The following is a 13565-nucleotide window of genomic DNA, read 5'->3' on the forward strand; positions in this document are numbered from 1 at the left end:
TTCTATTCGTGTGGATTCGCGTCCATTCGCGGTTACCACCGTCAGACACCTACACCGACAGGAGGAAAGCATGAGCGTATATGCAGGGCAACTCCTCAATGTCAACCTATCAACCGGCGAGATCTCCCAGGAGCGCATTCCGGAGGAGCAGGTGCGAACCTGCCTGCTGGGCAGCGGGCTGGCGGCCGAACTGTACTACCGCCAGATGCGCCCCGACCTGGCCCCGCTGGATGTGGCAAGCCCCGTGTACGTGGTCACGGGACTCCTCACCGGCACGATGCTGCCCACGGCCTGCAAGTTCTCGGTCTGCGGGCGGTCGCCCCTCACCGGCGTCTGGAACGAGTCCACCAGCGGGGGCTACTGGGGTGCGGAGTTGCGTTTCGCGGGCTACGACGGCATCGCCATCGTCGGGCGCGCCGAACGGCCCGTGTACCTGTGGATCACCGAGGAGAGCGTGGAGATCCGGGACGCCGGCCACCTGTGGGGGCTGGACTGCTACGAGACGGTGGAGCACATCCGCCAGGAGACGGACGCCAAGGTGCGCGTGATCGCCATCGGGCCTGCGGGCGAGCGCCTGGTGCACCTGGCCGCCATCATGGTGGACGGGCACGAGGCGCGCGCCGTAGGTCGCGGGGGCATGGGGGCGGTCTTCGGGAGCAAGAACCTCAAGGCCATCGCCGTGCGCGGACGCAAGCGGCCCACCTACGTGGACGAGGCGCGCCTTCGGGCTTCGGTGCGGGAGAAGAACAAGGTCATCCAGGAGCACACCGTCGGCTTCACGAAACTGGGCACGGCGGGCGGCGTCGCCAGGGCCGAGCAGAGCGGCGACCTCCCCATCAAGAACTGGCTGCAAGGGTCCTGGCCCGATGGCGCGGCGAAGATCACGGGGCAAATCGTCGTGGAACGGTACGAGGTGAAGCACTACCACTGCTTTGGCTGCCCGATCGGGTGCGGCAAACTCGTGCCCGCGGGCGCGGGGGGCGAGTACATCCACGCACCCGAGTACGAGACGGCCGGCGCCATGGGTTCCATGTGCCTGGTGGACAATCTGGAGAACATCATCCGCGCCAACGACATCTGCAACCGCCTGGGGCTGGACACGATCTCGGTGGGCGCGGCCATCGCCACGGCCATGGAGGCCGCCGAGCGGGGGCTTTTGCCGCCCGACATGACGCGCGGTCTTGACCTGCGCTGGAGCAGCGGGGCGGCGCTGGTGGCGCTCACCGAGCAGATCGGGATGCGAGAGGGGCTTGGCGCGTGGCTGGGCGAGGGCGTGCGCGCCTTCTGCCGTCGGCTTGGGCCGGCGGCCAGGGACATGGACGTAACCGTCAAGGGCCTGGAACTCCCCATGCACGACCCCCGCGCGTACATCAGCATGGGTGCCAACTACGCCACCGCCAATCGCGGCGCGTGCCACCTGGAGGCCATGTGCCACTGGCGGGGCGCGGGCGGCGTGCAAATACAGGACGTGTGGTCTCCCGAACCCTACGACCCCCACACCAGCGTGGGCCAGGGCAAGATGGCAGCCATCTGGCAGAACTACCTGGCCACGTTCAACCCGCTGGGTCTGTGCAAATTCAGCATTCGGGGCAAGGTTGAGCCGAAGGACGTTTGCCAGTGGCTCAACCTGGCGTTGGGGTGGGAGATCACGCCCGCCGAACTCCTGCGCATCGGGGAACGCCTGTTCAACCTGAAGCGTCTTATCAATGTGCGGCTGGGAGTAACGGCCCGCGACGACACCCTGCCGCTGCGTGTTCTCACCGTGGCGCGCGACAGCGGCGGGGCCGCGGGCGTCCTGCCAGATCAGCCGCTGCTCCTGCGGGAGTACTACCAGGAGCGGGGCTGGGACGCGAACGGCGTTCCCACCCTGGAGCGGCTGAAGGCATTGGGGCTGGCCTAGGGGTGTTGCGCGGTTGCTTGGTGGGGCGTCGCGCGGGGCTGAACCTCGCGCTGAGCGGACGAAGCCCTTGCGGGCTGGCCTGGTCGGGGCGGTCGTGCGTTTCTGCCGCCTGGCGCGGGGCGCGCGGAGCAAATGGCCACAAATCGCTGCGATGCCTGCGCACTCGGCGGTGAAATGGCGGTGTCGGCGGGATTACCGATGGGCGAAAAGAAACGGAGATGGGGACGCGCCGCGTTCTTCGCGGCGCTTGCCGTCCTGGTGTTGGCACTGGGGTTGGCGGCGGCCGCCGTGCTGTGGCCCGTCTCGCCCGAGGGCCTGCTGGCCGCCGCGCCCAAGCCCGCCACGCAGATTCTGGACCGCAACTGGCGCGTCCTGTACGAGATTCTGGACCCCGCCACGGGACTGCATCACAGCGTCCCGCTGGACGAGATTCCCCTGCACCTGCGCCAGGCCACCATCGCTACGGAGGACGCCACGTTCTACTCCAACCCGGGCGTGGACGTCTGGGCCATTGCGCGGGCCGCGTGGATCGACCTGCGGGGCGGCGAGGTGCTGGCGGGCGGCAGCACCATCACGCAGCAGGTGGCCCGTATTTTGCTCCTGTCGCCGGCGGAACGGTCGCAGCGCACGCTGTGGCGCAAACTGAAGGAGAGTTTCCTCGCCTATCGTCTGGCCCGCCACCTGAGCAAGGACCAGGTGCTGGAACTGTACCTGAACCAGGTCTATTACGGCAACCTGGCCTACGGCGTGGAGGCGGCGGCGCAGGCATACTTCGGCAAGCCGGCGCGCGAACTGGATTTGGCCGAGAGCGCGTTGCTGGCGGGCCTGCCCCAATCGCCCGCGGCGTACAATCCGCTGACGAACCTAGCGGCGGCCAAGGAGCGGCAGCGGGTCGTCCTGGGCCTGATGGTGAAGCAGGGCTACATCACCGAGGAGCAGGCGGCAGAAGCCGAACGCGAGATCTTGCACTTCGCGGCGTCGCCGTTTCCCATCGCAGCGCCGCACTTCGTGATGTACATGCGCGAGCGCCTGGCCGCGATGCTGCCTGAGGAGACGCTCCGCAGCGGTGGGCTTCGGGTGTACACGACGCTGGACCTGGACGCCCAGCTCGCCGCCGAGGACGCCGTACGCCGCCACCTGCAGAAACTTGCCGAGCGCAAGCCCGGCGAGCCCGACCACAACGTGCGCAATGCGGCGGTTGTGGCGCTGGACCCGCAGACGGGCGACATCCTGGCCATGGTGGGCAGCCCGGACTACTTCAGCGCCGAGATTGACGGGGCGGTGAACGCGGCGCTGGCCCTGCGCCAGCCCGGGTCGGCCATCAAACCCATCACCTACGCCGCGGCGTTCGCCCGCGACTACTCGCCCGCCACGATGCTGGTGGACACGCGGGAGGCCTTCACGACGCGAGAGGGCGACCCCTACGTGCCGATGAACTACGATTTGCGCTTCCACGGGCCGGTGCTCCTTCGGCAGGCGCTGCCGTGCTCCTACAACCTCGTCGCCGTGAAAGTCTTGCAGCACGTGGGGATTGAGGCGCTGATAGAGACGGCGCGCTCGCTGGGCATCACGTCGCTGGACGACAGCAACCGATGGGGGCTGGCGCTGACCCTGGGCGGCGGCGAGGTCAGCCTGCTGGAACTGACCCAGGCCTACGCCGCCTTCGCCAACGGCGGGCAGGTGGTGCGGGCGCGGGCGATTCTGCGCGTGGAGGATGCCCAGGGGCGCGTCCTCGCGGCTTGGGAGCCGTCGCCGCCGCGGCAGGGCGTGTCGCCGCAGGTGGCCTTCCTCATCAGCGACGTGCTCAGCGACAACACGGCCCGGGCGCCGGCCTTCGGCGAGGATAGCCCCTTGCGCCTGTCGCGGCCCGCCGCCGCCAAGACCGGCACGACCACCGACTGGCGCGACAACTGGACGGTGGGGTACACGCCCAACCTGGCCGTCGGCGTGTGGGTGGGCAACGCCGACAACTCGCCCATGCGCGACGTGTCGGGCATCACCGGCGCCGCGCCCATCTGGCACGATGTCATGGAGACGCTCCTGCGCGGGACGCCGACGGTGGACTTCACGCCGCCGGAGGGCCTGGTGCGCGTGGAAATCTGCGCCGATTCCGGCCTGCTGCCCAACCCCGATTGCCCGCACCGCCGCCTGGAGTGGTTCATCCAGGGCAAGGAGCCGACCCAGGTCTGCGATTGGCATCGCGCCGTGCCGATAGACCGCCTTTCGGGGCTGGTGGCCGGGCCCAACTGTCCGCCCGAATTCGTGGAGCGGCGCGTGTTCACCTTCTGGCCTGCCGAGGCGCTGGACTGGGTGCGGGCGCAAGGACTGCCCGAGCCGCCCGTCGCGACCTGCCCGCTCCACGCTGGCGGGCGGGCCGCCGAGATTCCCGGCGCGCAGGGCCTGGCGCTGGCCTCGCCGGACCCCAACGGCGTGTACCGCCTGAGCGCGGCCCTGCCTGCGCACGTTCAGGCGCTGGAACTGAGCGCCCGCCCGCTGGGCAGCGCCGGCCTGAATGGCGTAACGTTCTACGTGGACGGGGCTGTGGTGGGCCGCGCGTCCGACCCACCGTACCGCGTCATGTGGCCCATGGAGCCGGGCGCGCACGTGGCCTGGGCGGAGGCCGCCCTGCCCAACGGCGACATCATCGCATCCGAGGTCCGCCGGTTCACCGTCCTCCCCCCGGACGCGCCCCCGCAGGCCGCAAATTGATTTGACACCACCCCCCAAAACCGTATAATAAGCAGGCTATTATTCCCCTGTCCAAAGGAGTGATACACGATGCCCAAACGAACGTGGCAGCCGAAAGTGCGGAAACGAGCGAAGACACACGGATTCAGGGTACGCATGGCCACCCTGTCTGGACGCAATGTGCTCAAGGCGCGCAGGCTGAAGGGCCGCCACCGACTGACGGTGTAGCGGCAGGATAGAGGCTGGCCCTGGGTGGTCGGCTGTTCCATGAAGAGGAAGTTTCGCCTGGTACGGAGATCGGATTTTGCGAGGGTGCGCGCACAAGGGCGCTATTGGTCCAGTGCATTGCTGACCCTGGGAGCCTCGCCCAACGACCTGACCCATTCCAGATTTGGATTTGTCGTGAGCCGCCGCATCGGGAAAGCCGTGCGGCGGAATCGCGTCAGGCGGCTGTTGCGCGAGGCGACGCGCCTGCGGCTGGCGCGCATCGCGCCGGGGTGGGACATCGTGCTAATTGCGCGGGGGCCCGCTGCCGAAGCCGATTTCTGGCAAATCGGCGCGGCCCTGGAGCAGGTGCTGGCGTCAGCCGGCCTGCTCCAGGAGGCGCAGTCGGAAGCCGACGCCCACGGGCAAAGCGAGGGCACATGAAGAAGTTGATTCTCGCGCTCATCCGATTCTATCAGAAGTACATATCGCCGGGCCTGCCGCCCAGTTGCCGCTTCTACCCGACGTGCTCGCACTACACTTACGAGGCGGTGGAGCGCTACGGCGTGAGAAAGGGGGGCTGGCTGGGAATCAAGCGCCTGGCGCGATGCCAACCCTGGAACCCGGGCGGGTACGATCCTGTGCCCTAGTCCCTGGCTCACTATCAAGAGAGGAATGTGGTGTAGATGGATATAATTGTAGTCCCGATCATGGCGGCCCTGGAGGGCATCGGCTCGGCGCTGGCGGCCATCGGCGTCCCGTACAGTCTGGGCTTTGCCATCATCATTTTCACGCTGCTCATCAAGTTGCTCACCGCGCCGCTCAACGCCAAGCAGATCAAATCCTCCAAGGCGGTGCAGGAACTTCAGCCCAAACTGCAGGAACTGCAGAAGAAGTACAAGGACAACAAAGAGGAACTGGCCAAGCGCCAGATGGAATTGTACAAAGAGGCGGGCGTCAACCCCCTGGGTGGGTGCCTCCCCACGTTGATCCAGTTCCCCATCTGGATCGGCCTGTACCAGGCGCTGTACCGACTGGCCCAGTCGGGCAAACTGGCCGAGGGGTTCTTGTGGATTCCGAGCCTGGCCGAGCCCACGAACAGCGGCTGGTTGCTGCAAAACCCGGCCAACTGGGATTTGGCCTACGTGGGCGCTTACATCGTGCTGCCCATCCTGACGGTCATCACGCAGATTCTGCTGCAGAAGATGATGACGCCGAAGGACGCCGACCCGCAGACCTCGTCCATCAATCAGGCCATGATGTTCATGCCGCTCATGTTCGGGTTTTTCGCCATCCAGGTGCCTTCGGGGTTGAGCCTCTACTGGGTTACCATGAACATCTTTAGCATGGTGCAACAGTACCTGATGACCGGCTGGGGCGGGCTGGCTCCCAAGAAGAAAGCGGAGCCGGCGCAGAAGCCAAAGGAAACGGCGAAAGCGCAGCCCACGCAGAAGCCGAAAGAAACGGCGAAGGCAGAGCCTGCGCCCGCTGCGCCTCGGCCGGCCGCATCACCGAAGAAAGGACAGGTAACTCGTGCAAGGAAACGAAAGCGTTGAATTCACCGGCAGGACGGTTGAGGAAGCCGTAGAGAAGGCCCTCGCCGCTTTGGGGAAGACCCGAGATGAGGTGGAGATAGCCGTGTTGTCCGAGGGCAGCCGGGGGCTGCTGGGCATCGGCGCCGAAAACGCGCGGGTGGCCGTGCGCGTCGTGCAGCCGCCCGCGACGGCAGAAGGCCCATCCGCGCAGATTCCCCCCGCCGAGCCTGCCGAGGACGAGAAGGTCGTCGCCGCCGCGAAGGAAACTCTGGAGACCCTCCTGCGCCTGATGGGCGTCAAGGCGCGCGTGGAGGTGGCGCGGAACGTGGAGTTACCCGGCGTGGACCGCGTGCCTTTCGTCCTCAATGTGGAAAGCGATGAGGACTTGGGCATCCTGATTGGCCGCAGGGCCGAGACGCTGTCGGCATTGCAGTACCTAACCCGCCTCATCGTGGGCCACAAGACCAAGATGTGGTCCGACTTCGCCGTGGACGTGCAGCAGTACCGCGTGCGGCGGGGCCGCGCGCTCCAGAACCTGGCCCACCGCATGGCCGAACGGGTCCAGGAGACCCACAGGGCCGTGGCGCTGGAAGCCATGCCCCCCGCCGAGCGCCGCATCGTGCACCTCGCCCTCCGCGACCACCCCCATGTGGTTACGCAGAGCATCGGCGAGGGCGAAAGCCGCAAAGTCATGATCCTGCCAAAAGAATGAACAGGCCCGACTATCTCGTCATCGGCGCAGTAACGAAGGACGTCGTCCCGCAGGGCTACCGCCCAGGCGGGACCGTTACCTATTCCTCGGTTACGGTGCAGAATCTGGGCCTCCAGGCGGGGGTCGTTACTCGCGCCGATCCCACCATGGACTTTTCGCTGCTGACCGACAAGGGGATTTGGGTCGCCTCGGCCCCGTCGGCGCAGACCACCACGTTTGAGAACATCTACGACGGGGTCCGCCGCACGCAGTACGTGCGGGCCGTCGCAGATCCCATCACGGGCGACGATGTCCCAGACGCCTGGCGTTCTGCTCCCATCGTGCACCTAGGCCCGCTGGCCCAGGAGATGGACGAGGCCATCGTGGACCTGTTCCCGCACGCCCTCATCGGCGTAACGCCCCAGGGGTGGATGCGGCAGTGGGACGGGACGGGCAAGGTCTCGCCGAAGATTTGGGAGCGGGCGGAGTTCCTGCTGCCCCGTGCGGATGTGCTGGTCATCAGCGAGGAAGACCTCGGGGGCGACCTCCGACTGGTTGAGTCGTACATTCGCCTAACCCGCATCGTAGTTGTAACCAACGGGTGGAAGGGGTCCACCGTCTACGCCAACGGCGAGTGCCGACAGTTGCCGCCCCGAGTCGCGCGCGAAGTGGATCCCACGGGCGCGGGCGATGTGTACGCGGCGGCCTACCTGGTCTCGCTCTACGAGCAGGGCGATCCTTTCGTCGCCGCGCGTTTCGCGAACGTTGTCGCCTCGTTTTCCGTGGAAGCCCCGGGCGTTGACAGCATCCCTACCCGAAAGCAGGTGGTGGACTATCTCGCGCAGTCTGGCGATGTCTAGTCGTCTGGACGGAGGGCGGGCTCCGCATTCGCCCTTTCATCCTTGAGGGCACGGCGAAAAGAGCATGACGCGCATCTATGCCCTGGCGAATCAAAAAGGTGGGGTCGGCAAGACGACGACGGCCGTGAACGTGGGGGCCTTCCTGGCGCAGGCCGGCGAGCGCGTCCTGCTGGTGGACGCGGATCCCCAGGCCAACGCCACCAGCAGCCTGGGGGTGGACAAGTACAAGACGCGCCGTTCGGTGTACGATGGCCTGGTGAACGGCATCCCGCTGGAGGACATCGTCGTGCTGTCCAGGCTGCTGCGCCTGGATTTGGTGCCGTCGTCGCCGGCGCTGGCCGGGGCCGAGGTGGAGATGGTGCCCCTGGAGCGCCGGGAATATCTCCTGCGCAAGGCGCTGCACCCCATCCGCGGCCGCTACGACTACATCCTGATTGACACCCCGCCGAGTCTGGGACTGCTCACGCTCAACGCGCTCACGGCCGCCGACGACGGCGTGATCATCCCCGTGCAGTGCGAGTACCTGGCCCTGGAGGGGCTGAGCGAACTCCTGCGCACCATAGACCTGGTGCGGAATCGCCTGAATCCCCTGACGCGGGTGGCGGGCGTGGTCCTCACGATGTTTGACGTGCGCACGAACCTGGCCCAGCAGGTGGTGGAACAGGTGCAGAAGCATTTCGGCGACCTGGTGTTCCAGACCGTGATCCCGCGAAGCGTGCGGCTGGGCGAGGCGCCCTCCTACGGCGAGCCGATTCTCACCTACGCGCCGGGCTCTCCGGGGGCGCTGGCCTACGAGGCGCTGGCCCGCGAATTGAAGGCGCGCGGCTAGTCGCCCATGCTGGGTTGAATGGGAGGTGATGCCGTGGCGAAAGAGAAGCGAGGTCTGGGTAAAGGGCTGGATGCGCTGATTCCGTCGGCGCCCGTGGGCGAGCGGCCCGCTGGCGGCCCGTCTGAAGTCCCCATCTCCGCTATCGCACCCAACCCGCGCCAGCCCCGCCAGCAGCAAGACCCCGACGCCCTGCGCGAACTGGCCGATTCCATCCGCGAGCACGGCCTCATCCAGCCGCTGGTGGTGAGCGAAGCCGAGGACTCGCTGCCGGGCGCGCCGCGCTACCAACTCATCGCCGGCGAGCGGCGCTGGCTTGCCGCGCAGATGGCGGGGATGACCCACGTGCCGGTGATCGTCAAGGAGGCCACGCCGCAGCAGTCGTTGGAACTCGCCCTGGTGGAGAACATCCAGCGCGCCGACCTGAACCCGCTGGAGGAAGCGCAGGCGTACCAGCAACTGGTGGACGAGTTCGGCCTGACCCAGGAGCAGGTGGCCGCGCGCGTGGGCAAGAGCCGCGTGGCCGTAACGAATACGCTGCGCTTGCTGCGTCTCCCCGACGACGCGAAGGCCGCGCTCCTGGCGGGCGAGATCACGGAGGGGCACGCCCGCGCGCTCCTGGCGCTGGGGTCGCAGGAACTGCAATCGCAGGCGTTGCGCCTCATCGTGCGCAACGGGCTGAACGTGCGCCAGGCCGAGGAACTGGTGCGCCGCATCCAGTCGCCGCCCCGCGCCAAGGAGCCGCCTCCGCCGCCTTCGCCGGAGGTCAAGTCGCTGCAGTCGCGCCTGGAAGCCGCGCTGAATACCCGCGTGCAGTTGGAACGCGGCAAGAAGGGCGGCAGGCTGGTGATCCACTTCTACTCCGAAGAGGAGTTGGAGTCCATCTGCAACATCCTGCTGCGCGAATTCTAGCAGGCCCGCGCGAGCATAGCGCCTCACACGAGGAGAATATTCCACACAAAGGCACAAAGAAAAACCTTCGTGCCTCGGTGTCTCCGTGTGGGAAAAGCGCCTCACACAGCAGGTTTCAGGGCTTCCGCGAAGTCGGCGGGGGCCAGGCCCGGCGATTGGATCGCGCGGGTGGCGTAGAACTCGGCTACAGCCGCCTCCACGTGCTCCGGAGATACGCCCACCAGCGCCTGCTCCAGGTCGGCCAGGCTCTCGGCCGGATAGAAGAAGAAATCGCCCGAAAGTTCCAGTTCCGCGATCCGACCGTCGCGCACGACCATCACGGCGCGGATGAGGCCGCCGCGTGCCTTGTAGGCGCGCTGCACGACATGGACGCCCGCCTGGATTTTCACGTCGCGGCCGCCGCCCCGCCGCGCACGCCCCGCGAGCCACTCGGCGCTGGTCATTCGGGGGGCCAGTTCATCGGCCATGCGGTACACCTCGGCCGGCAATGCCGCCGGTTCAAGCGGGCCGAGCGCCGATTCCAACTCGCGGATCAGGATGGCCTTCAGTTCTTCCACGGGAGGCACATGCCCCAGTTCCCGCCGGATGGTGGTCAGATTGTCCTTGAGCGTCTTGAACACTTTGTCGCGGAACTTCTCGTCGGGGACTCGGAGCACGCGGGCCATCATCTCGTGGTTGAAGTCCAGGATCAGGTTGCCCACCAGCACGGTGGAGCCGGCGATTTCCGCCGCGCCGTTGCCCGAAATCTTGCGCCCGCCCACGATGATGTCGTTCACGGGCTTGTACTCGGCGGGGATGCCGATGGCCTGATAGGTGCGCACCACGGGCGCCAACAGGCGGCGGTAGATGGCTTCCTTATCCCCCTGCGCGGCTGGATGCGCGGCGGGCACCACGATTTGGTAGAACAGTTGGTCGCCGTCCAAGTACACCGCGCCGCCGCCCACCTCGCGCCGAAACACGGGGATTCCGCGCTCGCGGCAGAAGTCCAAATCCACTTCCTGCGCCGCGTCCTGGTGATAGCCGATGCACACGTAGGGCGTGGCGGGCGCAAGCAGGATCACGCCCCCCCCCCCCCCCCCCCGGCGCGCGGGGGTGCAGTGGTGGGGGTGGGGCCAGGGCACTACGCCCAGGTCATATACATGCACGTCTGCCTCCTACAGATTCCCGCGGATAAGGGCCGATGGCCTTTAGCCCCTAGCCTGCGAGGCGATGCGTGCCGCCCAAAGCCAAAGGCGAAAGGCCAACGGCCAACGGCTAACGGCCAAATGCTAGAGGCCAGAAGCCCAAGGCCAATGCCCTCTACTTCCCGTACTTGGCCATCTCGGCCCGCATGAAGTCGGCGAATTCGGGCGAAGTCGGCTTCATCAGGTTGGCCAGTTCGGCCTCCAGGTTGGACGGGCGAATCTTCACCAGCCACCCTTTGCCGTAGGGGTCTCTGTTGATGAGGTTGCTTTCCCATTCCAGTTCGGCGTTGGCCTCGGCCACCTTGCCGCTGACCACGGCCTTGATGCGGCCCACCCACTTGCCCGACTCCATGGACATGAAGGGCTTGCCCTGTTCCAAGTCGCGGCCCTGGCGCGGGGGTTCGGTGTACAGAATCTCGCCTGCGATGTCCTGTGCAAAGTCTGACAGGCCCTGCACCACCAGCCCGTCCTCCTGCACCATCGCCCAGTTGTGATCGCGGTCGTAGTAGCGGTCTTCGGGGAATTCGTACTTGCCGATCTTCACGGTGAATCCTCCTTCTCTGCCCGTGTGGGGCCTACTGCATCGCCTGCCAGATGAGTTCGGTAACGTCCAGGATGCGCATTCGCACCTTCTCGCGTCGGGCAGCGGCGGCGAGCGTCCGCTTGCACTGCTGGCACGCGGAGACGAGGTACTCCGCGCCTGTGGCCTGGGCCTGGGCGAGTCGCCGTTTGGCCACCGCAGCGGTGAGTTCGGCGTTGGCCATCTCGGCGTCGCCGCCCCCGCCACAGCACAGCGCGCGCTCATGATGATCCTGCATCTCCACCAGCGCGACGCCTGGAATCGCACGCATCGCGCGGCGCGGGGCCTCGTAGATGCCGCTGGTGCGCCCCAAATCGCACGGGTCGTGATAGGTAACCTTCGCGTCCAGTCCCTTCAGTGCCAGCGCGCCGCTGGTCGCCCACTCGTCCAGCATCTCCGTGGCGTGCACCACCTCAAACCCCAGCGGCCGGCCCAGCCAGCGCGGGTATTCGTGCCTCCACGTGTGGTAGCACGACGGGCACGTGGTAACCAGGCGCTTCGCCCCTGTGGTCTGGACGGCCTGGATGTTGTGCCGCGCCAATTCCAGGGCCGCGTCGCCCATGCCCGCGATGTGCAGCGGGAAGCCGCAGCACCACTCGTCGCCGCCCAGCACGGCGAACCGCGTGCCCGTGCGCGCGAGGATGCCGGTGAACGCCTGCGGCACGCCGTACACGGCGGGGTAGAACGACGACACGCACCCGACGAAGTACACCACGTCGGCGTCGCGACGGCCCACAATGTCGCCCAGGGGCGTGTCCAGGTTCTCGCTCCAGACCATGCGCTGGGCGTTGTCCTCGCCGAGGATGTTGTATTTCTCGCCGAGCGTGGCCCGCAGGGTGTCAAACAGCGTCGGGTGCGCGCCCTGGGCAACCATCTCCTCGCGCATGGCGATCCAGATGTCGCGCGTGTCAATGTGGATGGGGCAGACCGCCATGCACCGCGCGCACAGGGTGCAGTCGTATGCGCCCCGCGCGAACAGGCGGATATCCGAATCCGTCGGGGGGCGGTGCCCAAACAGGCGGGCCAGAAGCCCGCCGCGCAGGCCCTTGGCGTAGGAGCGGAACCGCGTCAACTTGTACAGCGGCGTGATCTCGTCGCGCTGGGCCTCGGTGAACGTCGGGCACCACTTCACGCACTCGCCGCAGCGGGTGCAGGCGTCCATCTGAATCCACTGCCAAGCGCCGAAGCGCGAGAGGTCCAGTCGGGTCATCGCGCAGCCTCCCCGCGCCGAAGCGCGTTGACCGTTGCCACTATCGGCCCGACGAGGACGTGGAAGAACTTGCTGTAGGGCATGTACACCAGGAGCGCCATGAACGGCAGGACGTGCACGAAGAACAGGGCGAAGTGCCACGCCTCCCACGGGAGCGCCAAGGGGCGCAGCGCCTGGGCGAGCGGGTAGCCGATAAACGAGAGGCTCCCCGCTGCGGGCGCCGTCCCCTCGGCCAGGAACCGCACCGCCTCCAGGGGGTAGCCCGTCAGCAAGCCGACGCCCAGCAGGGCCAGCACCCACGTGTCGTCGGCTTCCGTCCGCAACTGCGCGGGGCGCAGCGCGTACCGTCGTACCAGGATCGCGACCAGACCGACGATGAGCGGCAGCCCCAAAATCTCGTTGAGCAGCGCCATGATGGGCGTGTCCTTGTCCACCACCGCCAGTACGAACGGCGTCGCCACCCCGAATCCCCGATGCAGGATTTCCTCAAAGAACCCTGTGAACATGCTCAAGGCGAACAGGAGCAGGAAGCCGATGGAGAACAGGGTGTGCGCGGCCCATCGCCACTTGCTCTCGCGAAGCAGGGCGCGGTGGAACAGCCCGTCGGCGAGGAGCGCGCCCAGGACACGCCGAGCGCCCAGGCCATCGGGCGAGGCTTCGGCGGGCGTGCGCCTCCGCCCAGCCCGATAGATGGACACGTTGGCGGCCAGCCCCCACAGGAACAGCGCCACGGTGGCGGCTATCAGGATCCAGAAGATCGTCAGGCGATCCATTCGGCCGCGCGTCTATTCCTCGGGTTCTATCACGACCCGAATGGAGGCTGATACCATCGGCGAGAGTTTGATGCGCACCTGGTGCTCGCCCAGTTCTTTGAGCGATTCCTCCAGGTCAATCTTGCGCTTGTCAAACTCCATGCCCATCTTGGCCGAGAGGGCTTCGGCGATATGGGCCGCGGTTACGGAGCCGTAGAGTTTG

At 67.0% G+C, this 13565-nt stretch carries 15 protein-coding genes; 10 read left to right on the forward strand and 5 right to left on the reverse strand.

All coding sequences use genetic code 11. The features are described from left to right. The first annotated feature begins 70 nt into the window (after nucleotides 1-70). The 10 genes from H5T65_04845 (at nucleotide 71) to H5T65_04890 (ending at nucleotide 9616) form a co-directional block, all read left to right on the forward strand. A complete protein-coding gene (locus H5T65_04845) occupies nucleotides 71-1900 on the forward strand; it encodes an aldehyde ferredoxin oxidoreductase family protein (GenBank protein MBC7258551.1) in 1830 nt (609 codons plus the stop codon). A gap of 174 nt (nucleotides 1901-2074) precedes the next feature. Next, the gene (locus H5T65_04850) at nucleotides 2075-4609 is read left to right on the forward strand and encodes a PBP1A family penicillin-binding protein (GenBank protein ID MBC7258552.1); all 2535 of its coding nucleotides are present in this window, start codon (nucleotides 2075-2077) and stop codon (nucleotides 4607-4609) included. A 69-nt stretch (nucleotides 4610-4678) separates the two neighbouring features. Beyond that, nucleotides 4679-4816 (forward strand): 50S ribosomal protein L34, encoded by a 138-nt coding sequence (gene rpmH, locus H5T65_04855; protein ID MBC7258553.1) that lies wholly within the window; start codon nucleotides 4679-4681, stop codon nucleotides 4814-4816. 39 nt (nucleotides 4817-4855) lie between these two features. Beyond that, a complete protein-coding gene (gene rnpA / locus H5T65_04860; protein ID MBC7258554.1) occupies nucleotides 4856-5236 on the forward strand; it encodes a ribonuclease P protein component in 381 nt (126 codons plus the stop codon). Then, entirely contained in the window at nucleotides 5233-5442 is a 210-nt protein-coding gene (gene yidD, locus H5T65_04865; GenBank protein MBC7258555.1) for a membrane protein insertion efficiency factor YidD, read from the forward strand. The genes rnpA and yidD overlap by 4 nt, the downstream gene beginning before the upstream one ends. Nucleotides 5443-5478: 36 nt before the next feature. Continuing rightward, nucleotides 5479-6348: a YidC/Oxa1 family membrane protein insertase gene (locus H5T65_04870; GenBank protein ID MBC7258556.1), complete on the forward strand. Its 870-nt coding sequence runs from the start codon at nucleotides 5479-5481 to the stop codon at nucleotides 6346-6348. Beyond that, nucleotides 6326-7039 (forward strand): protein jag, encoded by a 714-nt coding sequence (locus H5T65_04875; GenBank protein MBC7258557.1) that lies wholly within the window; start codon nucleotides 6326-6328, stop codon nucleotides 7037-7039. Before H5T65_04870 ends, H5T65_04875 begins: the two co-directional genes overlap by 23 nt. Next, nucleotides 7036-7878: a ribokinase gene (locus tag H5T65_04880; GenBank protein MBC7258558.1), complete on the forward strand. Its 843-nt coding sequence runs from the start codon at nucleotides 7036-7038 to the stop codon at nucleotides 7876-7878. Before H5T65_04875 ends, H5T65_04880 begins: the two co-directional genes overlap by 4 nt. Before the next feature lie 64 nt (nucleotides 7879-7942). Beyond that, nucleotides 7943-8707, forward strand: a complete 765-nt coding sequence (locus H5T65_04885) for a ParA family protein (protein MBC7258559.1) — start codon at nucleotides 7943-7945, stop codon at nucleotides 8705-8707. An 18-nt stretch (nucleotides 8708-8725) separates the two neighbouring features. Then, nucleotides 8726-9616 (forward strand): ParB/RepB/Spo0J family partition protein, encoded by an 891-nt coding sequence (locus H5T65_04890; protein ID MBC7258560.1) that lies wholly within the window; start codon nucleotides 8726-8728, stop codon nucleotides 9614-9616. A 101-nt stretch (nucleotides 9617-9717) separates the two neighbouring features. Here H5T65_04890 and H5T65_04895 read toward each other — a convergent pair whose 3' ends face one another. From H5T65_04895 to H5T65_04915, 5 genes are all read right to left on the reverse strand, one after another. After that, on the reverse strand, nucleotides 9718-10677 hold the full coding sequence (locus H5T65_04895; GenBank protein ID MBC7258561.1) for a lipoate--protein ligase family protein: 960 nt from the start codon (nucleotides 10675-10677) through the stop codon (nucleotides 9718-9720). Nucleotides 10678-10915: 238 nt separating this feature from the next. Continuing rightward, a complete protein-coding gene (locus H5T65_04900) occupies nucleotides 10916-11344 on the reverse strand; it encodes a glycine cleavage system protein H (GenBank protein MBC7258562.1) in 429 nt (142 codons plus the stop codon). Nucleotides 11345-11375: 31 nt separating this feature from the next. Continuing rightward, nucleotides 11376-12590 carry a (Fe-S)-binding protein gene (locus H5T65_04905; GenBank protein MBC7258563.1) on the reverse strand — a complete coding sequence of 405 codons (1215 nt, stop codon included), beginning with the start codon at nucleotides 12588-12590 and terminating at the stop codon, nucleotides 11376-11378. Continuing rightward, complete coding sequence (locus H5T65_04910; GenBank protein MBC7258564.1) at nucleotides 12587-13363, reverse strand: respiratory nitrate reductase subunit gamma; 777 nt, start codon at nucleotides 13361-13363, stop codon at nucleotides 12587-12589. The genes H5T65_04905 and H5T65_04910 overlap by 4 nt, the downstream gene beginning before the upstream one ends. Nucleotides 13364-13375: 12 nt before the next feature. After that, the coding region (locus tag H5T65_04915) for a 50S ribosomal protein L9 (GenBank protein MBC7258565.1) at nucleotides 13376-13565 on the reverse strand (190 nt) is incomplete at its 5' end.

This window comes from Chloroflexota bacterium, from assembly GCA_014360805.1.
GTDB lineage: Bacteria > Chloroflexota > Anaerolineae > DTLA01 > DTLA01 > DTLA01.